This window comes from Peredibacter starrii (assembly GCF_034259205.1).
GTDB classification, from domain to species: Bacteria; Bdellovibrionota; Bacteriovoracia; order Bacteriovoracales; family Bacteriovoracaceae; genus Peredibacter; species Peredibacter starrii.
The window spans coordinates 496,585-521,359 of record NZ_CP139487.1; the positions used below are offsets into that span (position 1 = coordinate 496,585).

Annotated in this window: 20 protein-coding genes, 2 tRNA genes and 3 rRNA genes; 14 read left to right on the forward strand and 11 right to left on the reverse strand. The window is 43.0% G+C overall.

The window, feature by feature from the left end:
* Position 1: 1 nt before the first annotated feature.
* From SOO65_RS02570 to SOO65_RS02620, 11 genes are read right to left on the reverse strand one after another with little or no spacing between them, the layout of a single operon-like run.
* A complete protein-coding gene (locus SOO65_RS02570) occupies positions 2-1,111 on the reverse strand; it encodes a hypothetical protein (RefSeq protein WP_321396472.1) in 1,110 nt (369 codons plus the stop codon).
* A complete protein-coding gene (locus SOO65_RS02575; RefSeq protein WP_321396476.1) occupies positions 1,095-2,192 on the reverse strand; it encodes a hypothetical protein in 1,098 nt (365 codons plus the stop codon). The genes SOO65_RS02570 and SOO65_RS02575 overlap by 17 nt, the downstream gene beginning before the upstream one ends.
* Positions 2,170-2,925: a hypothetical protein gene (locus tag SOO65_RS02580; protein WP_321396478.1), complete on the reverse strand. Its 756-nt coding sequence runs from the start codon at positions 2,923-2,925 to the stop codon at positions 2,170-2,172. The genes SOO65_RS02575 and SOO65_RS02580 overlap by 23 nt, the downstream gene beginning before the upstream one ends.
* Entirely contained in the window at positions 2,918-4,018 is a 1,101-nt protein-coding gene (locus SOO65_RS02585) for a hypothetical protein (RefSeq protein WP_321396481.1), read from the reverse strand. The genes SOO65_RS02580 and SOO65_RS02585 overlap by 8 nt, the downstream gene beginning before the upstream one ends.
* A complete protein-coding gene (locus SOO65_RS02590; protein WP_321396483.1) occupies positions 4,018-4,584 on the reverse strand; it encodes a hypothetical protein in 567 nt (188 codons plus the stop codon). Before SOO65_RS02590 ends, SOO65_RS02585 begins: the two co-directional genes overlap by 1 nt.
* A gap of 29 nt (positions 4,585-4,613) precedes the next feature.
* On the reverse strand, positions 4,614-5,654 hold the full coding sequence (locus SOO65_RS02595; RefSeq protein ID WP_321396485.1) for a hypothetical protein: 1,041 nt from the start codon (positions 5,652-5,654) through the stop codon (positions 4,614-4,616).
* Positions 5,642-6,094, reverse strand: coding sequence for a hypothetical protein (locus tag SOO65_RS02600; protein WP_321396488.1), 453 nt, complete (start codon positions 6,092-6,094; stop codon positions 5,642-5,644). Before SOO65_RS02600 ends, SOO65_RS02595 begins: the two co-directional genes overlap by 13 nt.
* A complete protein-coding gene (locus SOO65_RS02605; RefSeq protein ID WP_321396492.1) occupies positions 6,091-7,206 on the reverse strand; it encodes a radical SAM protein in 1,116 nt (371 codons plus the stop codon). The genes SOO65_RS02600 and SOO65_RS02605 overlap by 4 nt, the downstream gene beginning before the upstream one ends.
* Complete coding sequence (locus tag SOO65_RS02610; protein ID WP_321396494.1) at positions 7,203-7,814, reverse strand: JmjC domain-containing protein; 612 nt, start codon at positions 7,812-7,814, stop codon at positions 7,203-7,205. The genes SOO65_RS02605 and SOO65_RS02610 overlap by 4 nt, the downstream gene beginning before the upstream one ends.
* Entirely contained in the window at positions 7,804-8,904 is a 1,101-nt protein-coding gene (locus SOO65_RS02615) for a radical SAM/SPASM domain-containing protein (RefSeq protein WP_321396497.1), read from the reverse strand. The genes SOO65_RS02610 and SOO65_RS02615 overlap by 11 nt, the downstream gene beginning before the upstream one ends.
* On the reverse strand, positions 8,904-9,458 hold the full coding sequence (locus SOO65_RS02620; protein ID WP_321396500.1) for a hypothetical protein: 555 nt from the start codon (positions 9,456-9,458) through the stop codon (positions 8,904-8,906). Before SOO65_RS02620 ends, SOO65_RS02615 begins: the two co-directional genes overlap by 1 nt.
* A 532-nt stretch (positions 9,459-9,990) precedes the next feature.
* Here SOO65_RS02620 and SOO65_RS02625 point away from each other — a divergent pair.
* The 14 genes from SOO65_RS02625 to SOO65_RS02690 all read left to right on the forward strand — a co-directional run bounded on the left by SOO65_RS02625 (position 9,991) and on the right by SOO65_RS02690 (position 24,766).
* Positions 9,991-11,121, forward strand: coding sequence for a tail fiber domain-containing protein (locus tag SOO65_RS02625; protein ID WP_321396503.1), 1,131 nt, complete (start codon positions 9,991-9,993; stop codon positions 11,119-11,121).
* Between the two features lie 8 nt (positions 11,122-11,129).
* The gene (locus tag SOO65_RS02630) at positions 11,130-11,714 is read left to right on the forward strand and encodes a hypothetical protein (protein WP_321396506.1); all 585 of its coding nucleotides are present in this window, start codon (positions 11,130-11,132) and stop codon (positions 11,712-11,714) included.
* Between the two features lie 152 nt (positions 11,715-11,866).
* Positions 11,867-11,942 (forward strand) — tRNA-Ala (locus tag SOO65_RS02635).
* A 303-nt stretch (positions 11,943-12,245) separates the two neighbouring features.
* A 16S ribosomal RNA gene (locus SOO65_RS02640) occupies positions 12,246-13,780 on the forward strand.
* 127 nt (positions 13,781-13,907) lie between these two features.
* Positions 13,908-13,984, forward strand: a tRNA-Ile gene (locus SOO65_RS02645).
* Positions 13,985-14,093: 109 nt separating this feature from the next.
* Positions 14,094-17,017, forward strand: a 23S ribosomal RNA gene (locus SOO65_RS02650).
* 120 nt (positions 17,018-17,137) lie between these two features.
* Positions 17,138-17,254 (forward strand): 5S ribosomal RNA (gene rrf / locus SOO65_RS02655).
* The 16S, 23S and 5S rRNA genes sit together here with 2 tRNA genes alongside, the layout of an rRNA operon.
* Before the next feature lie 195 nt (positions 17,255-17,449).
* On the forward strand, positions 17,450-19,891 hold the full coding sequence (locus tag SOO65_RS02660) for a DNA translocase FtsK (protein WP_321396509.1): 2,442 nt from the start codon (positions 17,450-17,452) through the stop codon (positions 19,889-19,891).
* A 200-nt stretch (positions 19,892-20,091) separates the two neighbouring features.
* Positions 20,092-20,880, forward strand: coding sequence for a 30S ribosomal protein S2 (gene rpsB / locus SOO65_RS02665; protein ID WP_321396511.1), 789 nt, complete (start codon positions 20,092-20,094; stop codon positions 20,878-20,880).
* 29 nt (positions 20,881-20,909) lie between these two features.
* Entirely contained in the window at positions 20,910-21,827 is a 918-nt protein-coding gene (gene tsf, locus SOO65_RS02670) for a translation elongation factor Ts (protein ID WP_321396514.1), read from the forward strand.
* Positions 21,828-21,890: 63 nt separating this feature from the next.
* A complete protein-coding gene (pyrH, locus tag SOO65_RS02675; protein WP_321396516.1) occupies positions 21,891-22,604 on the forward strand; it encodes a UMP kinase in 714 nt (237 codons plus the stop codon).
* A gap of 12 nt (positions 22,605-22,616) precedes the next feature.
* Entirely contained in the window at positions 22,617-23,174 is a 558-nt protein-coding gene (gene frr, locus SOO65_RS02680) for a ribosome recycling factor (protein ID WP_321396519.1), read from the forward strand.
* An 8-nt stretch (positions 23,175-23,182) separates the two neighbouring features.
* Positions 23,183-23,944: a polyprenyl diphosphate synthase gene (gene uppS, locus SOO65_RS02685; RefSeq protein ID WP_321396520.1), complete on the forward strand. Its 762-nt coding sequence runs from the start codon at positions 23,183-23,185 to the stop codon at positions 23,942-23,944.
* Positions 23,945-24,766: a phosphatidate cytidylyltransferase gene (locus SOO65_RS02690; RefSeq protein ID WP_321396523.1), complete on the forward strand. Its 822-nt coding sequence runs from the start codon at positions 23,945-23,947 to the stop codon at positions 24,764-24,766.
* Positions 24,767-24,775 lie beyond the last annotated feature (9 nt).

Below are 24,775 nucleotides of genomic sequence, written 5' to 3' on the forward strand. Positions count from 1 at the left end.
ATCAGTACTCCACTGTTTTATACGAAGATCGATAAAGCTTTTTAGGTACCACACAACTCGTGATCTGATTCATTTTCATGAATTGAATATGGTTCCGGGAAACACAATTCGGTAGAAACGGACAGCCCGCGCACTCAGGAAGGTCTTCGGCGTGAGCATATTGCTGAATAGTCAATTCTTCACGTTTCGCAAAGACATCACCCATATAAAAGCGACCATCTTCACGTGCTCTGATTTCCAGTTCCGGCTTTTTCAGGGCCACGAATTCATAAAAGTACGGGGCTATAAAAAGACGCCCATCGGTGTAAGAGAGAGGGTGGAAAGTGTCCCCACCGAAATAAATATCAATCATGTTCATGAAAACATTTCGGATTTTGCTGTCATCAATCTGATTTTCAAGAAGATGGCTCAATGTTTTTGACTGCTTTTCAATTAAAGCTGCATTTTTGGCACGAGCAAAAGAAGGATTGATTTTAAATTTAGTACCGTAATCGGAGCGTATCCGGGCATTAAGCTCAGTGATACTGATATTGTCGAACATCTCTGGATAGAAATTTGCGATGAAAAAGATGTTTACCTGCTTCTTCAAGCGGCCATCAATATCAGCGATGACTTTCAGGTTTCGATCAAATTGTTCCAGATATTCTTTGTCGCCTGCGTGATACTTTTCAATATCCAGAATCACGAACAACTCGAATCTCTTTCCGTATGGGGCCATGATATTGGAGAGTTTCTTTACCCGACGCTTTAATTCCTCATGTTCGGTCAACATGGTTGAAGTGAAAGTCAGGGCGGCATACTGCTCTACCAGGCGGTCAAATAGAGGAGCATCGACTAATTGATCGAAGTTACCGGCCTCAAAAATGTCAGTCGGGCCCAAAAAAAGTTCATTGGCATCAATTCCTTGATTCAAAAACTCCTGAGTCAATATATGGATGTTTTCCAAATCCCGTGTGGTGAATTTGTTCTTTCTTTCCACAAAACATCCCGGACATTTCATGTCACATCCGTCCAGGACATCAAAAATGATATCTAGTTCCACGGTTGGAGTGTATTTCAGTGGCTTCGTTCCGCTAATGTGCTTTCGATAAGCATCAAACAGCACGGCCATGGGCCTCTCCATTTCCTAACCCCAAAAAGCAGTCTTTGATTTCGTTTGCTTCCATATAGGTCAGGACGTTTTTATAAGTGCAGGACACCAGATATTCACAGCCTTCACAGTGATTCGTTTTGGATGAATAGTTCATTTGTTTAACAAATGAGTTCTCCTTAGATTCTAAAAGATCAGACAATGTGTATTCCGATTGCTGCTTTTGAATTAAAAAGGAGTCTTCATAGGAAAAGACGTTTTCGTAGATGAAGGGACACAGATAGAAATTCCCTTCCCTAAAATTCACCACCAGATTATTCATACCGCTATGGCTTTTATTCACCATGGTGTAGGTGAAGTTATTAGCATTCTTAAGGCTGTTTTCCCGAATGGTTCTCATCCAGAATTTCAGGTTATCTTTTTGTTTTTGATGCTTAATTCGAAGGATCGAAGGGTTGAACTCTAAAATGGTGTCGAATTCGGCCTTAATCTCCTGGGCCAGTCTCGTTAAGTTATCCGGATTGTATTTAATGAGATTTGCCGGATGAATATTGATCTGAAAGGCGGGATCAAATTCTAAGGATGACTCCTTCAGAATCTGCCATTTGCTCTTCATTTCCTGAAGGTACTGTTTATTGGTTAAGAATTCATCAATATCAGTGGCGATCAATAGATCAATATCCAGGTGACCGACACTTTCCTCCAGCACCTTGAGCTTTTGGCGAATTTCTTCACCGCTGGCCTTAAGTGTAGAGGTCATTACGAATTTAGTGTCTTCGTTTTTAAAAAGGCGTTTAAAGGCCGGATGAGTGATGACTTCCAGGGTGTTTTTAGCGCTAAAAAAATCCGTAGGTCCCAGGGCTATTTCTTCCAAATGCAGATTACTGGCATTCACTTCATCTGCCAGGCGAGCAATGGTTTCCAGATCGCGATTAAGATCATAGGAATTAATGCCTTTATTAACAAAGCATCCGGCACAGGTTTGTCCGCACCCATTTAAAAGATCGACATTCATGAAGACATAGAAATTGCTGGAGCGTTGAAGCTCCACATTTACATGTCCTGCAATGTTCATTCTCTCAAACAGGTTTTTTCTGATCATCAGTTTCCACCATTGGAATCTTACCGTTTTTAATCTGAAGCATGATTCCCATCGAGAAATAGGCGAAGTGACTCAAATGTTTCTCTGTTGCAAGAAAGTTAATGAGTTTTTCACCGCCGTAAATGTATTCATCGAAGTAGTAAGGAAAGTATGGATGCTGAAGTAGAGTCTTCATCTCGGTCGGATCAAAAAAGAGGCTCAGGAAATCAGGCAGGGCCAGCAGTTGACTGATGTTCACACCAATATTTGGAATTTTACCTTCCACTTTCGGATGATCCAGTTTCCATTGTTTGATTTCATCTTCACTATGGATCTTATTGGTCGACATGATGAGGTAAAGCGGAATTGAATTAATAAGTCCGCACCACTGCTGGATCATTTCTTCATGGTTCACGATAAAGTTGGCATAGTTTTCTAATGAGAAGTGACTCTCAACATCTACATAAGGCATTCTTTGATATTTATAACCAAGAATAATATTGGCAATTATTTGCGGAAGATTAGTGGTTTCAATCACAAAATTGGCCGTCATGTACTCTTCCAGAACCGCAGGAGTGATGTTCCCAATTTCCGCCTTGATTCTCATATTACTCAGAGTCATGAAGCATTGTTTAGGTGTGATTCGGCTATTGGCCATATCAATACGGAACAGGATGCTCTTATCTTTGAAGTATTCAATCTGGTTTTGCGGTGACAAGGGAAGTGTCACATCTAATATGCGCTGATTAGTCATTTAAAACCACCTGGTCTTTGCGCGCTAATTTAACTGATACATAGTGAATTAACGTCGTATTCATCTTATTGGTGTATTCTTTGAAAAAATCGAGTTCATGGAGATTGGGTCCGGCACCACTCAAGATTTCATCCAGCGCCTTATCCTGATTTGGACCGTAGTAGACTTCCTGAATCTTTTTAAACTCATCATAACTTGGAAATGGATCATGAGAGTCCAGATCATAGGCCTTAAGAAGGGACATAAGAAATTTAATTTCTTCCAGGCGTTCTTCCACCCAAGTCACATCCTTTGTACTGATGCGCTTTATGAAAAGACCATTTAATAGTTCGTCTTCTTCTAAAATGGGAACAATATCGTCGTAGGCCTCAATATCTATACCTTTAAAGTCCTTGAGGACTCTTGCATCGTTCAAAAGTGTTTCCAGACCGCTTTTAACCACCTGAATAAGGGACATGCCTACCATGTAGGATTTCAGGCTTTGAAACTTTGCCTTAAGTTCCTGTTTGGATATCTTTCCATGAGCATAAAACAAAAATACATATTCAAAAGGTAGGCTCACAATAGTTTTATCTTTGAACAGGAGATCACACTCTGGAATTTCTCCAATATCATCTTTAAAGGCCCTGTACAATTCTACGCTTAGATTCAAACGCTTATTGTCCCAAATCCAAAACCGCTCATTGGTTTTCTTGATAATACTTCGGAGAATTTCATGGCTGAGACCAAAGGTCTGATCAATTTGAACCAGAGAATATAGGAAAAAGGGGACCATCGTGTCGTAGCCGACATAGATTTTAATCGCGTTGTCTTTTTCTGAATGGAGAAGATTTGCCAGTCCTCCGTATTCTCTTTGCGCATGCTTAATAAATTCAAAAAAGTCTCCGGCGTTAAAGAGCGGAGCGAAATGGGAAAAGGTAATGTCTTTCCAGTACTCGCCAATATAAATACTGGCGCTTGTTGGATGGGGATCAATGTGTGCTCTTGCACGTGAGACACAGATATAGTGTTTATCCAAAATATTTAGATAAAGCATGGCATGGTTATAGCCATGAACCGGCAGTAGCTCTACGGCTGGTTTATCTTCACTCACTATCTTCTTCCTCTCGAAGCGTGACAAGGAGGTGGTGTAGGAACATTGGTATGACAGTAATTAAAAGTACCATCCAGACGGTTAGAAAAGTGTTCCACAATTTTTGCCCACACTTCCGAGTCTGCCACTGAAGTTATAAAGTTATCATCACCGATTCTCACTCCTGGTGCCCCGTTAAAATTAAGAATGTAGTTAATTTCATCTGGATTTGCGATGTATGAGGTCCTTGAAATATCTGCCCAATAGGCCTTAACGGTTTTTGAAGAAGGAGGGGCACCTTCAAACACAATGTTGAAAGTTCTTAGAACAGCATAAGTTCTAACCAGCGTGTGAATATAGGCCCTGACCGCGCCTGAGTTATTGATACTTCCAACTGGAAAAGGGTTTGCGGGTTGAGTCGGATAGTATGCCGTGGTGATTTGCCAAACTCCGCCAAAATAATAACCGGAGTTTTGAGCATCGATGAAATCGGCGGTCACCATCCCGTTGGCACGGGCCACAGTGTAGTTATGGTCAAACCTAAGTTTGGTCAAAAGAGAAGCATAGTTAAAACGTTCACCTGCCATAAATTCCTCGCATGACTAAATTATATTGCCTATTTTGCGAGAGAGTCAAAAAACCGCTTATTAACACAACCTTTAGATCGCACTCTGTCCTTCCATGACCAGGAAACTGGGCATCTTAAGGGACAGCTTTGATAGTACTCGCAACTTAAACATTGATTTTCTTCGATAAAGCGATAGAGCATGTTGGAATTGTCCTGATAATTTACCTCTGTGACAAAGCTCTCTGGGGGGTGTCTTTCCCATAAATAGTTGGTGACCTTATTATTGGGAAGAATGTTGCATTTATTGAATGTCGTGAATTGGATTTCGTTCGGAGACTGGGTCAACACTTTTGAAATCGCCTCACCAAATGGCAGGAGTTTTGGATATTTTTTGACAACTAACTCCAAATACTCCAGATACTCTTCATCACTTGGAATCATGCGACTGGTTTCTACATCTGGTAAAAAGTCGTCCATGAATATGGGAAATTCCTGGTAGAGCCGGTCAAATTGCTCATTTCCCTTTTTAAGTTCCCGAATGGCCTCTTTTGTTACGACCACATTGATATTTGAAATGAATTGCCGAAAGATTTTAAGGTTTAAGAAGTACTGCTTAGTTAAGGGGCGTCCAAAAGGATCAAAGGAAGCAATTAATCGTACGAACACCGTTTCGTTAAGTTTTTCGAGCCACTTGATGACCACATCTGACTTGGTGGTAAGCATGTTACTCACCAGGATTATTCTGGGTTCAATCTGACGTCTTTCACAGATTCGTTGATACTCAGAAATCAAAAGTTCATAGCGAGCGAGGAAATCATCAACTCCATCAATAAGTCGGTCCTGTAAAAGTTCTCCTCCTACCAGGTGGAGGTTCACCATTTCGACATCCGAATCAATTTCATCCAAAAAGTTTTCAATTAAAGGAATTTTAGACAGCATCTCCTCAGTTTTCATCCCGATGACCGAGCTTTTCTCATGGGCGCAAAACGTGCAATTCACATCGCAGTTTTCGAACAAAGTGAGTTCGATTTCCGCCACGCGGGGCTTTTTGTTACCCAAAACTGTTTTTAGATATCCTAAGGTATCCATGTGTTCCTTGGGAGAGTTTGCAGCCCCTCTGGATCTAACATGTATTCCTGACGAATAAGCCGATGAGTGATCGCCATTCGCGGACTTTCCCAAACAATCTTTTCTCGAGGCACAAGCTTCAGGATTTCATCATAAGTACTTTTGTCTTCCTGATAGGTCTTGAAGAAGGGATCATTTCCATGCATGAGTTCTGGATTGTTTAGAACGGAGAAGAAGTCTTCATTGAACTCTCGGGCAATGAAATCGGCCACCGCAATGGCCACTGCTCGGGCGGCCCCGGGAAATTTTAAATAGGAACTCCCGTCCAGGAGGTATGTTACAGCATCTTTAACGACAGAGGACTCGTGTATGCCATAGTCAAAGTTCTTGTGCTCGTCTTCAAAAGACTCATGTCCGTGCATCTGATAAAAAACCGTCCGGCGGTATTCAAATTCTTTCATACCTTACCGCCCGTTTTTTCATAGTAATCATCGTTCATGATTTCAATGTTCGGTTCCTCATAATTGATACGAAGAATATCGGAGGCAATGGCCTTCATATTGGAACAATGCTCTTCCGCCATTCCAGAGGTCTTCATGTCTTTAACGTGTTTTCGGCAGCCGTTACAAATTTGGAACATTTCACATGAGTAGCATTCCATTTTAATGGCATCGATTTGGATATCATCCTGAAGGGGAGTGAAAAATTTGTTCTTTCTGACTTCTTGGTCAAAATCAATTTCATATTCCCTATCATCACCAAAGGACCCACAGCTGAAATATTTCCCGTCCGGTTGAAGTAATCTGATGCCTTCATCGCAACTGCGGTGAAGTGGACAAATCGTTAACCGGGTCTTAGTCAGTCGATTGGCCATCTGGCGGGTGTTCCACTCATGTTGAGCAAGTCCCTCATTCCAGATTTGAATATAAATTTGGTAAACATAGGCGAGGGGTAGGGGCTCTTTACACTCACCACTCATATTGGCGTAGTTAATTTTGCAATCAACTCCCAGGCGTTTTGCCAGGCGGACCGTATCCAGAGCGGTGTGAAGATTGTTTTTTTCAATGACCGCGATAAAAGAGGGGCGATAGCCCACTTTCTCCAGCATTAAATCCGAAATTTTAATGAAATCTTCTTCAGAAAAAACTCGGCCCGGTCGAATGAGTCTTCCTTCCCCGTATTGAAAGGAAGTCCCCACTCTCACGATTGGGTGTCTGAAGAGTTTGGTCCAGGCCTTTTCCGGTAAATCATTCTCCCACTCAAGCCAAAACTTCCAGAGATTAGTCGTGATAGAAATGATGGTAGGGTAGTTATTTTTCTCAATGTGTTCAATCAGCTGCCAATAGTAGTTAACTGGCATCATGGTGGGATCCCCACCGTTCACAATGATAGTTTGCGTATTGGGAAAGCGCTGGAGGAACTCATAAATGGTTTCAAGATGGAGAGTCAGTTTTTTATCATCCACCAGATGAGTAGAACTACAAAAAGTGCAGGCGAAGTTACAGGCCTCCGTGGGCTTGATAATCAAGTCCATAGTTCTCGGATCCTGTTGAATAACTTCACTCGTTTTCATAGCTTTAAGTCTATTGGTAAATCGAAAATCTCATATTGTTTTGAAATCGTAAGATCCTGAGGCCACACCCCAAACCCCAAATGAACTGATGCCTTTTCGCCTGCTTTTGCGCGATGGCGGGCCCCATAGGGAATATAGAGAATCGTGCCTTCTTTTAATAAATGGCCACTGATACTCTGATCTGGTTCTTCAACTTCAAAATACTTCTCACCTTTTTGCATTATCACGTACACGTCACGGTCGTCCGTGTGCCATCCAAAACCTGAAGCATGAGGAGGAGAAAGATAGAGGTGCACATTGGTAGGAAGCTTAAAACCAGCACATTTTTTTATAATGGCTTCATTCCAGTTTTCCACCTCTTTAATGACAATAGTGTTTCCTTTCTTATAGGCCTCTTCCAGTAATTTAATTCTTTCCGGTACGATGCCGTAATTAAAGGTGCGGGTATCATCATAAGTGCCTTCAGCGCTCACAATGAAATGAGAGTGTTGATCATGTAGATATTCATTGCGAAGCATGTTTAAAACGTCTGCCTCATCAATAAGGCGAGTTTCTTCAGTCTTCGCTTCGATTAATTTGGAGAAGACCTGAAAATTTTTAAATTCCATGGGGTCCGTCTCCTTTGGCGCCGACAATGAGCTTTTTATAAGATGGAATATCGTTATCTCTTATCATCTGCTGCCAGATTTTTTTAGGAGCTGAACAGTAATTGGTTTCTTTGTCCCAGGGAAGTTTATTGCAATCACTGTTACAGTACTCAAAGGCCTCGCACTTATAACATTCTTCCGGTCGATCCAGGCTTTCGCATGCGATTGCTTTAATTCTCTTTTCTGCCTTCAGGCTTTGAAGCACCGGCCATTCGATGTGACCCCAATGTTCAGAAGGTGCTGTATTAGGGCAGCCCCCAATGGTTCCATCAGCATTAATCGTAATGAGACTCTGCTCACACATTCTACAGCGATTAGCAGTGTGTTCATGATTAACATAGGCCCGGGCAAGCTCTGACATCAACATATTGCCGATGTATTCATATGTTTTGTATTCAAGGCTCTGGTTGAACATGCGATGCAGCCATTCGTCCTGCTTTTGATTAGAAGGAAGAATACTTTCATTGGTTTTGGCATTTCCGTCAGATGTGATCCTTTCAAAGAGGATATTCTGAAAACCAAGGCCTTTGGCATATTCGATGATTTCAATAGGTTCTTTTTCTTCAATGAGGTTCTTGGTAATCGAAACAATCATCGTGATGTAGTGCCCATCACGAATCAGGGTTTTGACGTTATTTTCCCAAAGTTCTTTTTGAGATTCAGAGGTAAATCTGATGTCATAGTCCCAGGAAGTACCGAAGCCTTCAGTCAAAAACACTTCTTTAATAAAGTTTCTTCTCTCCGGAGTGAGATGATAGGCAAGATTGGTTTGAAGAGAGAACTGGGTTTCCGGGAAAATATTCTTCAGACCGTGATAGGCCTCGTACAGGTCCTCCATCGGGGCCAGAAGTGGCTCGCCTCCATGGAACATGTAGCGGATGCTTTTGATCCAACCGCATTCTTGTTTTAGTCTTTCAAAAAAAGAGATGGTTTTTTTTGGTGAGAAAAAGATTTTTTTGCCATTGGTACCGCTCGTAAAACAATGCTTACAATTTAAATTACAAGTCTCAGTTGTTTTTAAATAGACGCTTACGTTTGCGGCAAGAATCATTAGAGTTTTCTCTCCATCTCAGCCGCCTTCTTTGCCTCATATAGATCATCAATGAATTTTCTCACTTCTTTTGCCTTTGCCGGGCTGCCTTTTTCGTACTCAGCTTCGTTTCTTAAATACTGGTCACTTTGTTGGACCAGATGATCAAACTGATCCTGCGAATATTTCGCCAAAAGGCGGTTCTTTAATAGTGGAGCGTAGTCATGAAGGTCATCAAGCTTATCTTCTAGAATGACCGGTCTTGGAGATTGTTCCGGAATTTTCGCCCATTCAGGAGTCGGAGGAGCAACCGATGGAGTCGCTTGAGTAGTTTGTTCAGTACTAGGGCGGACAACCGGCTCTGCTGGTACTTCTGCGGGTGTCCCCGGCGTTGTTTCTGTTACCGCTATCGGCGCTGTTGGTTCCACTGGTTTTACGACCTCAGGTTGAGGATTCGTATTTTTAGGAATGACGTAGGGCTTGGGCTGTTCTTTGCTTTGTGCCTGCGGTTTCGGTCTGAAGAACCAGAACAATCCACCCATAACGATAAAAAACAAAATTAAGCGAAGATGCATATTCACACTCTCAATTTCAAAGGTCATATGATCGCTACCGATGTTTAAATTATAAATTCAAAACAATGTAATGTTTAGCTTAGGTGCCAATTATTAGAGTCAGAATTATAGGTAAGCTTAATTATTGCTAAGGTATCAAGCCTAAGTGGCTCAGGTTTCCCGAGGATGCAATTTTCATAGTACTCTATTACCGAAGAGTTTCTCACAATGATATGGACGTGATCATTATCCTTTGGCCGAAATGGAAGTTCGATTAGAGTGTCTTCTTCCGTTGAATAGACCTCCCCATTTCGTAGTGTTTTTATCTTCTTTTTCCTTCGAAACTTTTTAACAGGGACAATCTGATCGATGTTTGAGTTAAAAGCTTGAGTATTCGGCATTACGCTGATTACTGCGACTGCGATGATCGAATATAAGAGCTCTCTTCTATTCATACCTGATCTTATCGGCATAATTGTTCATAAAGTTTTAATACTTTTTAATTTCTCACTTATAATAGTTTATAACTGATATAAATCAAGGGTACGTACTTATGTGGTCTAATAAACAAAGTGGGTTCTCGCTTCTTGAAATTATGGTGGCTTCAGCTTTACTAGGGGGACTTGCCCTTGCCGGTGCCAAATTAATGGAAAACCAAACCAAAAATATGAAGACAGTTGAAGTACGTGGTGAGTACCAGGCCGTACTGACTGATATTCGAAGTATTCTTGCAGTCGCTGAAAATTGTCGATCTACCTTTAATGGAATCAACTTATCCACGCCCTCGATCGCGGCCCCTGCCTCTCAACGAATTATTTCTCTTGCGCCTGACAACTCCCCTCAACCTAGATATCAGGCCAACTCCAACTGGCGCTTGGCCCAAGCATACGGGAACGGGCAAGTCAGAATTCTCTCCTATCGAATTACAACATCCCCAGATCCCTCTGATCCTGAAATTGGAATTCCCGCTGCTGCTCCTGCACCTCCGGCAACGACTAAATTAGGTGCAGTCAATCTACATGTTACTTTTCACTTCGGTGAAGGCCGAACTGTAGGTGCAGAAACGATCGAAAGAAAAATCCGCTTAAATGTAGAAGTAAATGCTGCGAACACTTTAGTTGGATGTACTTCAACTGGAGGACTTGGATGGGACGCTAGATACATTTGGCGAGTAGGAGGAACGGCCGGAGTGATGACAGGTAATCTTACCATGTCGAATAATGCATTAATTATTCTCCAGGCCGGATCTTCTTTGGTTGCTCAAAATGGAACTTCAATCGTTATGCAAGATTCATCCGTCATCGATTTTACCTCTGACCAAAAATTCAAATACGATGTACGTGATCTAAATGGACTTTTACCTAAGATCAGAGAAACCAGACCCGTAAGATATAAATGGAAATCAAACAATAAAGAAGCTTACGGTGTTATCGCTCAAGAGTTACAGGAAATTTTCCCTGAACTCGTGAGAAGAAAGGGTCCCAACAATTCACTTACTGTAGATTATATTCAGTTGACCCCTCTCTTGCTTCAGGGTCTGAAAGAAATGGATATCGAAAACAAAGTACTAAAAAGCACAATTAAAGAACTCAAAAATGAGCAGGTCAGAATGCAAGGTGATCTGGAGAATTTGAAAAAGATGATCTGTAAAAACAATCAATCAAAAGAATGCTTTAATCAGTGAGGTGAAATATGGGACGCTTATCAAATCGACTTTATAAAATTGAATTTGGTGGAGTCGGGGCCAGTGGACTTCAAATAACGAGAGCCACCTGGGGGGGAGGCGTCTCTGTACCGGCAGAAGATCCGAACGGAGGTTATCTTTATTCCAATGTTGATTTCATCGCTCCGAGAGTCTGGAACGCAGTCTGGAACGACATCGCTGACTATCAACTTCTCTGCGACAAATTAGAGTATGGAAAATGCTACTTCGATACCAAAGATGGGGCGAAGATTTGTAATGAACGCTGCCAGATGAGTGTGATAGGTATTGCTTCTGATACTTTTGGGTATGGTGTAGGTCGAGGTGGAAATAATTCTGAAGTTCCTATTGGTGTAGCAGGATGGGTTCTCGCTTACGTAGATCAAGAGTATGAATGTGGCACTCCTCTCACAAATGATGAGTTCGGGAACCTCACCGCCATGACGAAACAAGAGAAAATGGAATACCCGGAACGCATTGTTGGTATCTACAAGCGCAAAGAAATGGAAAATTTCTGGGGACCTGAAGGTCAAAAGATTGAAGTTAAAGGCCGACATTGGGTGAAAATAAAGTAGTGTTTTTCACTCTCAAAACCGCCCAAAAAACGACAAAATTAATACTGGGCGTTATTTGGTCCTCAAAAAAATATTTTAAATTAAACGCAATTTTCTCTTGACGAATTTCGACCAAATCCACTAAATTGGCGTCTCGCGATTTTATTGAAACTGGGGGTGTAGCTCAGTTGGGAGAGCGCCAGCTTTGCAAGCTGGATGTCGCAAGTTCGATCCTTGTCATCTCCACCAAGTTTCTAAAATTTTTCTAAAGATTTTTGAAAAAAAAGCTTGCAGAAGAAAAAATGAACTGATAAAACGCTAAGCTCTTTGACAACTTAATAACGAATAAATTTTTTGAAACCTTCGGGTTTCAAGATGAGATGAGAATGGAACCCGTTCAATTGCCTAGTCTTCCGTAAGTTTTAGTACTTCGGTACAGGAAGACGGCTAAGAGACGAAAGTCTTTTATGTTGTAAAACAAATTTGAACTAATTCTTGAACAAAACAAGAATCTAGAGTCACCAAATAAACTTTAAGTTTTATTTAAATATATACTTGGAGAGTTTGATTGTGGCTCAGAACGAACGCTGGCGGCGTGCCTAATACATGCAAGTCGAACGTGAAAAGGGGCAACCCTTAGTAAAGTGGCGCACGGGTGAGTAACACGTAGGTAATCTGCCTTTCAGTGGGGAATAACTTAGGGAAACCTGAGCTAATGCCGCATACGTTAGTAATAAGAAAGTGGGCGCCGCAAGGGCTCATGCTGAAAGAAGGGCCTGCGGCCTATTAGCTAGTTGGTGGGGTAATGGCCTACCAAGGCAACGATAGGTATCCGGTCTGAGAGGATGATCGGACACACTGGAACTGAGACACGGTCCAGACTCCTACGGGAGGCAGCAGTAGGGAATATTGCGCAATGGGGGAAACCCTGACGCAGCAACGCCGCGTGAGTGAGGAAGGTCTTCGGATTGTAAAACTCTTTTTTTAGGGAAAAATGATTACAGAGCTAATACCCTGTAAAGTGATGGTACCTAAAGAATAAGCACCGGCTAACTTCGTGCCAGCAGCCGCGGTAATACGAAGGGTGCAAGCGTTGTTCGGAATCATTGGGCGTAAAGCGCGCGCAGGCGGATCAGCAAGTCAGATGTGAAATCTCGAAGCTCAACTTCGAAACTGCGTCTGAAACTGCTAGTCTAGAATGTCGGAGGGGGCAGGGGAATTTCACGTGTAGGGGTAAAATCCGTAGAGATGTGAAGGAACACCGGAGGCGAAGGCGCCTGCCTGGACGACTATTGACGCTGAGGCGCGAAAGCGTGGGGAGCAAACAGGATTAGATACCCTGGTAGTCCACGCCGTAAACGATGAATACTAGTTATTGGGGGTATTGACTCCTTCAGTGACGCAGCTAACGCATTAAGTATTCCGCCTGGGGAGTACGGTCGCAAGACTAAAACTCAAACAAATTGACGGGGGCCCGCACAAGCGGTGGATTATGTGGTTTAATTCGAAGCAACGCGCAGAACCTTACCTAGGCTTGAACTCCTACGAACCCGTTGTAATGGACGGGGTGCCCGCAAGGGAATGTAGTGAGAGGTGCTGCATGGCTGTCGTCAGCTCGTGTTGTGAAATGTTGGGTTAAGTCTCGCAACGAGCGCAACCCCTATCGTCTGTTGCCAGCATTAAGTTGGGCACTCTGACGAGACTGCCTGGGTTAACCAGGAGGAAGGTGGGGATGACGTCAAGTCCTCATGGCCCTTATGTCTAGGGCTACACACGTAATACAATGGCGCGTACAGAGGGAAGCGAACTCGCAAGGGGGAGCAAATCTCAAAAAGCGCGCCTCAGTTCGGATTGGAGTCTGCAACTCGACTCCATGAAGTTGGAATCGCTAGTAATCGGAGATCAGCACGCTCCGGTGAATACGTTCCCGGGCCTTGTACACACCGCCCGTCACACCATGGGAGTTGTTTTCATTTTAAGACGTGACTCTAACCGCAAGGGGGAGAGCGTCTACAGTGGGAGCGATGACTGGGGTGAAGTCGTAACAAGGTAGCCGTAGGGGAACCTGCGGCTGGATCACCTCCTTTTTAAAGGAAAACCTTATAGGGTCAATCAATCGAACGCGGTTCCATTCATCATCATCTCATCATAAAAATAAGAGAAATTGAAAATTCATAGGGTACTTACCAGTCTCTATGATCCTAGTTTAAAAATGGGATTGTAGCTCAGGTGGTTAGAGTACGTCCCTGATAAGGACGGGGTCGCAAGTTCGAGTCTTGCCAGTCCCACCATTTTTGAACTTCAGTTTCTTTCGTTCTTTGACAATCACATAACAGGATAAGCAAGCAGACGAGAACCATGTAGTAATTTTTTTTAAAAGAATCCATGCTAAAAAACTAAGATAAAGCTACTAAGGGCATGCGGTGGATACCTTGGCAGTAAGAGGCGATGAAAGACGCGGTTAATCTGCGATAAGCTTCGGGGAGCTGATAATCAAGCTTCGATCCGGAGATTTCTGAATGGGGCAACCCCTCTTCACGAAAGTGATGAAGAACCTTCTATGAGTAAAGTAGTAGATGAGTGGCCAACGTTGGGAACTGAAACATCTAAGTACCAACCGGAAAATAAATCAATTGAGATTCTGCTAGTAGCGGCGAGCGAACGCAGAGGAGCCCAAACCAATGTGCGTGCACATTGGGGTTGTAGGACTTGCATCAAGGGGAGTTCGATAGGAGAAGGGTTTGGGAAGGCCCACCATAGAGAGTGAAAGTCTCGTATCCGAAATTGAACGAACTGGGCGAGTATCCTGAGTAGAACGGGGCACGAGAAACCCTGTTTGAAGCTGGGGGGACCACCCTCCAAGGCTAAATACTCCTTACTGACCGATAGTGGACTAGTACCGCGAGGGAAAGGTGAAAAGAACCCCGATGAGGGGAGTGAAATAGAACTTGAAACCGCATGCTTACAGACAGTCAGAGGGCTATTGTAAAGCCTGATGGCGTACCTTTTGCATTATGATTCAGCGAGTTATGGTATGTGGCGAGGTTAAGCCGTTGCAGGTGTAGCCGTAGGGAAACCGAGTCTGAATAGGGCGTTAGTCGCATGCTGTAGACCCGAAACGGGATGAGCTATCCATGAGCAGGTTGAAGCGAGGGTAAAACTTCGTGGAGGACCGAACACGTGACGGTTGAAAACGTCTGTGATGACTTGTGGATAGGGGTGAAAGGCCAATCAAATTCCGTGATAGCTGGTTCTCTCCGAAATGCATTTAGGTGCAGCGTCTATTGATTACTAACGGGGGTACAGCACTGACTAGGCTAGGGGCATTACCGTGCTACCAAACCTTATCAAACTCTGAATACCGTTAAGTACAGATAGGCAGTGAGTCTATGGATGCTAAGGTCCGTGGACAAAAGGGAAAGAGCCCAGATCATCAGCTAAGGTCCCTAAATTGACGCTAAGTGGAGAACGTTGTGGAACTACTGTGACATCCAGGAGGTTGGCTTAGAAGCAGCCATCCTTTAAAGAAAGCGTAATAGCTCACTGGACTAGTGGTTCTGCGCGGAAAATGTAACGGGGCTTAAGCGTCGTACCGAAGCTATGAACTTTTTATAAGTGGTAGGAGAGCATTGTGTGTGCTGATGAAGGCGTACCGTAAGGAGCGCTGGAGGTCCCACAAGAGCTGATGCTGAAATGAGTAGCGATAAGGAGGGCGAGAATCCCTCCCACCGTAAAGCTAAGGGTTCCTGGGCCAGGTGAATCCTCCCAGGGTAAGTCGGATCCTAAGGCGAGGCCGAAAGGCGTAGTCGATGGACATCAGGTTAATATTCCTGAACTTAGTATTTATCGTTTGACTGAAGGAGTGACGGAGAAAGGTAGCACATCCAGAGATTGGTTGTTCTGGTGTAAGGTCGTAGGTGGGATCGGTAGGCAAATCCGCTGGTCCATTAACACTGAGAACTGATGCCGAGGCGCAAGCCGAAGTGTGTGACCCTAAGCTTCCAAGAAAAGCTTCGTAGGGAGATAAGTATTAATCCGTACCGTAAACCGACACAGGTAGCTGAGGCGAGAAGCCTAAGGTGCGTGGATGAACTGTAGTTAAGGAACTCTGCAAATTAGAACTGTAACTTCGGGATAAAGTTTGCCCTTGAACGTGAAGTCACTTGCTGGCGTAGCGTATGAGGGTCGCAGTGAAATGGGGGTAGCGACTGTTTACCAAAAACACAGGTCTATGCAAACACGTAAGTGGAAGTATATGGGCTGACGCCTGCCCGGTGCTGGAAGGTTAAAAGGTGAGGTTAGCCGCAAGGCGAAGCTTTAAATTGAAGCCCCAGTAAACGGCGGCCGTAACTATAACGGTCCTAAGGTAGCGAAATTCCTAGTCGGGTAAGTTCCGACCTGCACGAATGGCGTAACGACTTCCCCACTGTCTCAACTATAGATCCAGCGAAATTGGTGAGCGCGTGAAGAAACGCGCTACCCGCGGAAGGACGAAAAGACCCCGTGAACCTTTACTGTAACTTGGCATTGGGTTTCGATTAACCATGCGTAGGATAGGTGGGAGTTTTTGATCCGTGCGTTCCGGCGTACGGGGAGACAACCTTGAAATACCACCCTTGGTTAATTGGAATCCTAACCTGTCGTCATAATCTGGCGAGGGGACAATGTCTGGTGGGCAGTTTGACTGGGGCGGTCGCCTCCTAAAGAGTAACGGAGGCGCACGAAGGTTCCCTCAGCCTGAATGGAAACCAGGCGTAGAGTGTAAACGCATAAGGGAGCTTGACTGCGAGACAAACACGTCGAGCAGGTGCGAAAGCAGGTGTTAGTGATCCGGTGGTTCCGAGTGGAAGGGCCATCGCTCAACGGATAAAAGGTACTCCGGGGATAACAGGCTGATTTCCTCCAAGAGTTCACATCGACGAGGAAGTTTGGCACCTCGATGTCGGCTCATCGCATCCTGGGGCTGGAGCAGGTCCCAAGGGTTTGACTGTTCGTCAATTAAAGCGGTACGCGAGCTGGGTTCAAAACGTCGTGAGACAGTTTGGTCTCTATCCTCCGTGGGCGTAAGATATTTGAGAGGAGCTGTCCTTAGTACGAGAGGACCGGGATGGACAAACCTCTGGTGTACCGGTTGTGGTGCCAACTGCATCGCCGGGTAGCTAAGTTTGGACGGGATAACCACTGAAAGCATCTAAGTGGGAAGCCCCCCTCAAGATTAGATATCTATTAAGGGTGCTTGTAGACTACGAGCTTGATAGGTTGGGTGTGTAAGCGCTGTAAGGCGTTGAGCTGACCAATACTAATAACCCGTTTTGCTTTATTTTCTTTGCCTCTCTACGCTAGAGAGGGGTTTTAAAGTGTGGAACTACATGGTTCAAAATTTGTCTTGCTTATCTTGTTTTGTGATTGTAAAAGTGCAGTCTACCTAAATTGAAATACAGTTTGGGTGTGTCGATAGCGGTGAGGAAATACCCAGTAACATCTCGAACCTGGAAGTCAAGCTCACTTGCGGCGAAGGTAGTGCCAGGGGAACTTGGTGTCAGAATAGCAAGATGCACCCTCCATTTTTATAGAAAAGCCCTCTTTACGAGGGCTTTTTTATTCCCTCAAATCAAAATCCTTTCGAATAATTCCTTTTTATCCCAATAATGTACGCAGTTTTTGTTTCAAATTCCTTCTAAGAAAATCTTTGCCCCTATGTGGTCCTACGTATTCAATACCTTGCGCTTTATCTCAGCGCTTCCTACAATTTAGGTATGGAAAAAAAAATCTTAAAAGTTCAATTATACTCTCTATTTATTCTCACAACTTTGAATCTGATCTACTTCTATTATCGCGATAATCTTCCTGATAATTATTATGAGATCACGTATCAAAACCATTCGATCAATTTCTTCACTTACTATTTCTTCACTCTATTAGCTAACTTTGGTTACTGGTGTGGGATTTGGGTAACAGTTTCTTTTATTACTTTCGCCATTCTTCATACGTTTGTTCTTACTAAGAAGAAAGACGTTAAAAATCAAATCGTTATCGCTGCACTTCTACCTTTAACTCTTGGTCTTTGCTATCTGCTTATGCCGGAATCTTTAGGTGAAGGTTTAATGTTTCTCATCAAAGAAAACCTAAGTCTACTGAGCGTATTCTCATCAGTTCTTATATTTGGTGCTGCATTTTTCTATCTCGTTTCAGAGAAAAACTTCTTCAAAACTTGTCGCTTTATCTGGAAGCAAATGGTGACTATCGGAACAATGATTAAAGAAGCAGATTATTCTGCGCTTAAATCAATTGAACCTAAGAAATGGCCGATGGCCATTAGAGAGCGTGCTATGGAACTTCTGGCCCGCTTTAAGAAAGAAGAAGAGCTTGCTCCTGCCAAAGCAGCGACCACTCCTAAAAAACTAAAAATTACTGAATCTCCTAAAATCAAAGAAGCTCCAGCTCAGAGAAGTCTTCCAGTAGAAGAGCCACCAGTGGCGGAAGAAATTGAAGAGGAAGAGATTGAAGAAGAGGAAGTAGAGGAATTAGAAGAGGACGAAGAAGAAATCGTTGATGAGTCTGAAGAAGAATTCAATGATTCAGTTGATGAAGTAGTCGATGAAGAATCCGAAGAGGAAGAAGACTCTGAGGAATCAGACGAAGAGCTTGAAGAAGTTGAAAGTCCGTTTGTTAAAAAGAAAGTTCAAGCTGAAGATACTTTCTTTGAGGCTGAAGAACTTATTAACTGTATTGTTGCAAAAAATCAGGCCAACAAGATCAGTGATCCATCTGATACTTACTTCCAGACAATTGCGAGAGCGATTGAAGAGAAGCTTAAAGAATTCAACATTTCTGCCAGCGTAATTAATGTTCTGAAAGGGCCAGTAGTAGATACTTTCGAACTTGAACTTGGCGCTGGTGTAAAAGTTGCGGGTGTTACAAATCGTGTAGACGATCTTTCACTTGCTCTAATGGGTGCTCCGATTCGTATGGTTTATCCGATGAAAGGAAAATCAACGATTGGTATCGAAGTTCCTCGTAATCCTCGTGATGTGATTTACCTGGATGAAGTTCTTCGTGCTCCAAACTTTAATAACTCAAGCTACAAGCTTCCAATCGCCATGGGTAAAGATGCTTACGGTGATGCAGCCGTGATTGACCTTGCATCGACTCCGCACTTACTGGTTGCGGGTACAACTGGTGCCGGTAAGTCAGTATTCGTTAACACGCTTCTAGTTTCGCTTATTATTAAGTTTTCGCCGAAGAAACTACGTCTCATTATGCTGGATCCGAAACAGCTTGAATTGGCGCTATATCAGCGTCTACCGCATTTGATTATGCCAGTTGTAACTGATCCTTCGGTTGCATCAGCAGCGCTCCTGTGGGCAATTGATGAGATGGAGAGACGTTACTCGCTTCTTAAAGACTTCGCGGTGAAAAATATCGAAGGCTTTAACAAGAAAGTTGTAGGGGCAGGAACAGATCTTACTTGTCGAATTACTAAGTATTATCCAGATGCTGAAGTTGTTGGTTTCGAACTTCCATATATCGTTGTGGTAGTGGATGAGTTCGCAGATCTTATGCTTTCTAAGTCTGGTAAAGCAATTGAGACATCGATTTCTAGACTTGCGGCCAAAGCACGTGCTTCTGGTATTCACATCGTGCTTGCAACTCAACGTCCATCTACTGACATCATTACCGGTGTTATTAAAGCGAACTTCCCGACACGTGTATCTTTCCGAGTGTTCACGAACATCGATTCACGCGTAATCTTGGATGGTGTGGGAGCTGAGAAACTACTGGGTAAGGGGGACATGCTCTTTAAACAAGGTATCGATATTCTCCGTATGCACTCGGCCTTTGTGAACGAAGAAGAAATTGAAGCACTAGTTGATAAGCTCGCTACTCTTCCAATCCAATACGATACGGGTGCCATGGAGTTCCTGGATAGTAACGGAACTGTTGATACTGATGTTGAAGGCATCACTATGGACGGCGAGGGCGGCGGTCTAAAAGACGAAAAATATGATGAAGCTGTTCGTTGTGTTGCAATGCATCGAGTGGCAAGTGCCTCATTCCTTCAAAGAAGACTTGGTGTTGGCTATAACCGAGCTGCTAACTTGATTGAAGAAATGGAGCGTCATGGTGTGGTAGGGCCTGCTCAAGGGTCTAAACCACGGAAAGTTCTAGTGCCTCCACCTGCTGATTCTACCCCTTAAATATCTCGATTTTGAACGCCTCTTTTGAGGCGTTCAAAGCCTTGATTTCATTCTTAAAATCCTTGCCCTAAACGAGTCAGCGTGCTATTTACATCTGACCATTATTTACAATGCCCATAAGGGCAAATCTAATCACTTTAATTGGTTGGTCCATCATGTGATGGCACAAAGTGATTCGATCAAACCACCAAGGAGTTTTCATGTCTAAGTTACAAGTCAAGCAATTGCTTGAGGCCGGCGCCCACTTCGGTCACCAAACACACAAGTGGAATCCAAAGATGAAGAAGTATGTTTACGGCGAACGTAACGGCATCTACATCATCGACCTTCAACAAACTCTTCCAATGGCTGAAAAAGCATACGAGTTTCTTAAGAAGACTTCTCAGTCTGGTAAGTCAGTTCTTTTCGTTGGTACGAAGAGACAAGCTTCAGACATCGTGAAGAAGAAAGCAGAAGAGTGTGGCGCATACCACGTTACTTCTCGTTGGTTAGGCGGAATGCTTACTAACTACAAAACAATCGCTCTATCGATCGATAAACTACGTAAAGTAGAAAAAATGAAAGAGAACGGTGATTTCAAACTTCTTACTAAGAAAGAGCAATCTAACATTGAGAAAGAAGTTGAAAAACTAGAGAAGAACCTTGGCGGGATCAAGAACATGAGAAAGCTTCCAGGAGCTATCTTCATTATCGATCCAAACAATGAGCACATTGCTGTTAAAGAAGCTAACGTTCTTGGTATTCCAGTAGTTGCTGTTACAGATACTAACTGTGACCCTACAGGTATCGAATACGTTGTTCCAGGTAACGACGATGCTCTTAAATCAATCACTCTTTTCCTAGACTACTTCTCAAACGCAATCGTAGAAGGCGGATCTAAGTCTCGTAAAGATGATGGTTCAGAGTCTGGCCGTGATATGGATCTTGAATCAGAAATCCTTGCTAAGTACGAGAAGGATATCGATCTTCAAGGTGAAGACGCAGAATAATTTTTTTCTAATTAATAAAGGATACGACCATGGCATATACAGCTGCTGACGTAAAAAACCTTCGCGAGACAACTGGCGCAGGAATGATGGATTGTAAAAAAGCTCTTGATGAGACAGGCGATTTCCAAAAAGCCGTTGATTATCTTCGTGCAAAAGGCCTAGCTGCCGCTGCTAAAAAGCAATCTCGTATTGCTGCTGAAGGTGTAATCGCTGCTGTTGTAACTGGAAAAGTTGGTGCTCTTGTAGAAGTTAACTGTGAAACAGATTTCGTTGCTAAAAACGACGAATTCCAAAAGTTCGCTACAAATGCAGCTGCACTTGCTGTTGAAACACAACTTTCAAACGTTGATCAATTCCTTACTGCTAAATCGTCTAACGGTTTAACAATCAAAGATAACATCTCTGAACTTACGATCAAGATCGGTGAGAAAATTGATGTTCGTCGTGTAGAAGTAATGAAGCTAGAAGGTAACGGTATGATCGGTTCATACGTTCACTCTGGTAAGATCGGTGTTCTTTGTCGTGTTGAATCGGATAAAGATGTTAACGGTAACGAAGCATTCCAAACTCTTGTAAAAGATCTTTGTATGCAAATCGCTGCTGCTAACCCTCAATTCCTTAACGCTTCTGAGATCGATGAGACTTATAAAGCGAAAGAAGCTGAGATTTATGCTGCTCAATTAAAAGAGCAAGGTAAGCCTGAAGCTATGATTCCAAACATCGTTAAAGGTAAACTTGCGAAGCTTGCTTCTGAAGTTTGTCTTTACGAGCAGTCTTTCGTTAAAGATCCAGATACAACAATTGGTAAACTTATCGAAGCTACTGGTAAAACAGCTGGCGCTTCAATCAAAGTTACTAAGTTCATCAAACTTAACCTTGGTGAAGGTATCGAGAAGAAGTCTGAGAACTTCGCTGAAGAAATTGCTAAGCTTACTGGGAAAAACTAATCCCAAACAAGTATTAAAGAGAAGGGGACTTTCACAAGTCCCCTTTTCCTTTTAAAGGGACTCATGAAATATAACCGCGTACTAATTAAACTATCTGGTGAGGCCCTTGCTGGTGATCAAGGTAATGGTATTTCAGGCGAAATTCTTAATAAGATCAGCTCTGAAATTGCATCACTTCAAAAAACTGGATGTGAAATTGCTATCGTAGTTGGTGGCGGTAATATTCACCGTGGAGTTGCTGGTGCAACTTCTGGTATGGATCGCGCTACTTCGGATTACATGGGCATGATGGCCACTGTGATCAACTCTTTGGCTCTTCAAGATGCTCTAGAGAGAAGAAATGTTTACACTCGAGTTCTTTCTGCAATCGCTATGCAGGAAGTTGCTGAGCCTTATATTCGCCGTCGTGCTGTTCGCCACCTTGAAAAGAAACGTGTGGTGATTTTCGCAGCAGGAACAGGTAACCCATATTTTACAACTGATACAACTGCCGCTCTTCGTGCTAACGAGATCAATGCTGATCTAATTATGAAAGCAACGAAGGTGGACGGAATTTACGATAAAGATCCTATGAAACACAAAGATGCTAAGAAGTTTGATAAGCTTTCTTATATCGAAGTGTTGAACAAAGACCTAAAAGTGATGGATTCAACTGCCATTACACTTTGTATGGACAATGACATGGATATCGTCGTTTTCAACATGTTTGAAGAAGGCAATATCGCGAGAGTTGTTCAAGGTGAAAACATCGGAACTGTAGTTACTAAAAAAGCTTAAGGAGATTAGGTTATGATGAAAGAGCTAAAGCCTATACTTGATGAACAAATGAATAAAGCGATCAAGTCGCTTCACAACCAAATGGGCAAAGTGAGAACTGGCCGAGCAACTGCTGCGGTTCTAGATGGTATCACTGCTGACTATTATGGTTCTCAAACTCCGATTAAGAACATGGGTCAGATCTCAACTCCAGAAGCTCGTCTTCTTCAGATCCAGCCATTTGATAAAACTCTTATCCCGGCAATCGAGAAAGCAATTCTTGCTGCTAACATCGGTCTTACTCCGGGTAACGATGGTAACTTCATTCGTATTCAATTCCCCGCTCTTACTGAAGATAAGCGTAAAGCTTTCGTAAAAGACGTTAAGAAAATGGGTGAGGACGCGAAAGTTCAAATTCGTAACATCCGTCGTGAGCAAAACGATAAAGTTAAAGCGAACGAGAAAGATAAGAAGATCTCTGAAGATGAATCTAAAAAGATTCAGGAAGAGATTCAAAAGATCACAGATAACTTCATTAAAGAAGTTGATAATGTGGTTAATGCTAAAGAGAAAGAGCTACTAACCGTTTAAGGTTCTTTATGTCGAGTATCAAGCATGTTGCCATAATCATGGATGGGAATGGACGTTGGGCCAATCGACGCCTTCGTCCTCGCATTTGGGGCCATGTGAGAGGATCGGCCGTAGTTTCTGATATTGTGAGAGCTGCCGATGATATCGGTCTTAAAGCGCTTACGATGTATGCTTTCTCAACAGAGAACTGGAGCCGTCCACTTGAAGAAGTGTCGACACTTTTCAGACTTCTCAAAAAATTCCTGATTAAAGAAAAGGCCAGAATTCTCGCCAATAATATTAAGTTCAAAGTTATTGGCGAAATTCAAAATCTTCCTCATGAGACGATCTCTTTGATTAAAGAGATGGAAGCTCTTACTGCGGAGGCAACAGGACTGAAGCTTACTTTCGCCTTTAATTATGGCGGAAGAGCGGAGATCCTGCGTGCGGTAAACGCATTTCATTTGAATTATCCTGGTCGCACTATGACTGAGAATGATTTGAATGATCTTATGTATCGTCCTGAAACAGGGGACGTTGATCTTATGATCAGAACTGGTGGCGAGCAGAGGATTTCAAATTTCCTATTATGGCAGATGGCCTACGCTGAAATGTATTTCACGCCGACCAGATGGCCGGATTTCACCCCAAGTGAATTCAAAAAAATCATCGAACACGTTTCTTGCAGAGAAAGACGCTTCGGAAATGTATGCGGACAAACAGCCCTTGAACATTCAATGGAGAAAGCTGAAACTAATAAGTCAGTATTCATTAAAGGGGCGAATCTCTAGATGTCTAACACAACCGTAAGAATCATTTCTGGTGCAGCTTTGATCATCCTGGTGGGACTTTGTATCTACTCAGGTCCTCAGGCGACTCTTGTTCTTTTTGGTCTGATTGGACCATTGATGATTGATGAGATCATTACGAATTTTTATGGGCAACGCCGTTTTTCGATCCGTTATTGCCTGGCCCAGGCGATTTATGTTCTTTGTTACTATTTCTTCAATTTTTATCAAATCAGCCAGTCGTCGTTCAGCTTTTGGATTTCGGCGGGAATCGTTCTCGATATTTTACTTTTGGCCTACTTGTTCCTGATCTACAAGAAGTCGGAGCTGTTATTAACAGTTTTCCGAATTACTTCGTGGGGAACTGGTCTTTTTACACTGATTCCTTTGTTGTGCTTGAGTTACATCATTCACTTCGAAAATTGGCGTCTTCTTCTTATTGGTCTCTTTCTGCTTAACTTTATGGTTGATACTGCGGCCTACTTTTCGGGCAAAAAATTCGGAAAGCATAAGTTATGGGAGGCCGTAAGCCCTAAGAAAACTATTGAAGGTGCTGTAGGGGGCGTGATTTGTTCAGTAATCGCGACCGCTCTATTCTGGCACAACCTAATTGCTCCTGTTACTCCGTTCACCATCGCTTTCTTTTTCATTGTGGCCTGTTGTTCTCAGGTTGGAGACCTTGCCCAGTCTAAGCTTAAAAGACAGTTTGAAATTAAAGACAGCTCATCATTGATTCCTGGCCACGGTGGTGTTTACGACCGTGTGGATAGCCTTCTGTTTGTGGCCCCACTTTATGCCTTCTATTTGATGGCAAACTTCCGCTAAGGATTAACT

Bases quoted from the DNA above. Each gene is read 5' to 3' on its own strand.
- pyrH (WP_321396516.1), top strand. From the start codon at position 21,891: ATGAAATATAACCGCGTACTAATTAAACTATCTGGTGAGGCCCTTGCT.
- SOO65_RS02630 (WP_321396506.1), top strand. From the start codon at position 11,130: ATGGGACGCTTATCAAATCGACTTTATAAAATTGAATTTGGTGGAGTC.
- frr (WP_321396519.1), top strand. From the start codon at position 22,617: ATGATGAAAGAGCTAAAGCCTATACTTGATGAACAAATGAATAAAGCG.
- SOO65_RS02595 (WP_321396485.1), bottom strand. From the start codon at position 5,654: ATGGATACCTTAGGATATCTAAAAACAGTTTTGGGTAACAAAAAGCCC.
- SOO65_RS02580 (WP_321396478.1), bottom strand. From the start codon at position 2,925: ATGACTAATCAGCGCATATTAGATGTGACACTTCCCTTGTCACCGCAA.
- SOO65_RS02600 (WP_321396488.1), bottom strand. From the start codon at position 6,094: ATGAAAGAATTTGAATACCGCCGGACGGTTTTTTATCAGATGCACGGA.
- SOO65_RS02620 (WP_321396500.1), bottom strand. From the start codon at position 9,458: ATGCATCTTCGCTTAATTTTGTTTTTTATCGTTATGGGTGGATTGTTC.
- SOO65_RS02615 (WP_321396497.1), bottom strand. From the start codon at position 8,904: ATGATTCTTGCCGCAAACGTAAGCGTCTATTTAAAAACAACTGAGACT.
- tsf (WP_321396514.1), top strand. From the start codon at position 20,910: ATGGCATATACAGCTGCTGACGTAAAAAACCTTCGCGAGACAACTGGC.
- SOO65_RS02625 (WP_321396503.1), top strand. From the start codon at position 9,991: ATGTGGTCTAATAAACAAAGTGGGTTCTCGCTTCTTGAAATTATGGTG.
- SOO65_RS02690 (WP_321396523.1), top strand. From the start codon at position 23,945: ATGTCTAACACAACCGTAAGAATCATTTCTGGTGCAGCTTTGATCATC.
- rpsB (WP_321396511.1), top strand. From the start codon at position 20,092: ATGTCTAAGTTACAAGTCAAGCAATTGCTTGAGGCCGGCGCCCACTTC.
- SOO65_RS02570 (WP_321396472.1), bottom strand. From the start codon at position 1,111: ATGGCCGTGCTGTTTGATGCTTATCGAAAGCACATTAGCGGAACGAAG.
- SOO65_RS02610 (WP_321396494.1), bottom strand. From the start codon at position 7,814: ATGGAATTTAAAAATTTTCAGGTCTTCTCCAAATTAATCGAAGCGAAG.
- SOO65_RS02605 (WP_321396492.1), bottom strand. From the start codon at position 7,206: ATGAAAACGAGTGAAGTTATTCAACAGGATCCGAGAACTATGGACTTG.
- uppS (WP_321396520.1), top strand. From the start codon at position 23,183: ATGTCGAGTATCAAGCATGTTGCCATAATCATGGATGGGAATGGACGT.
- SOO65_RS02660 (WP_321396509.1), top strand. From the start codon at position 17,450: ATGGAAAAAAAAATCTTAAAAGTTCAATTATACTCTCTATTTATTCTC.
- SOO65_RS02575 (WP_321396476.1), bottom strand. From the start codon at position 2,192: ATGATCAGAAAAAACCTGTTTGAGAGAATGAACATTGCAGGACATGTA.
- SOO65_RS02590 (WP_321396483.1), bottom strand. From the start codon at position 4,584: ATGGCAGGTGAACGTTTTAACTATGCTTCTCTTTTGACCAAACTTAGG.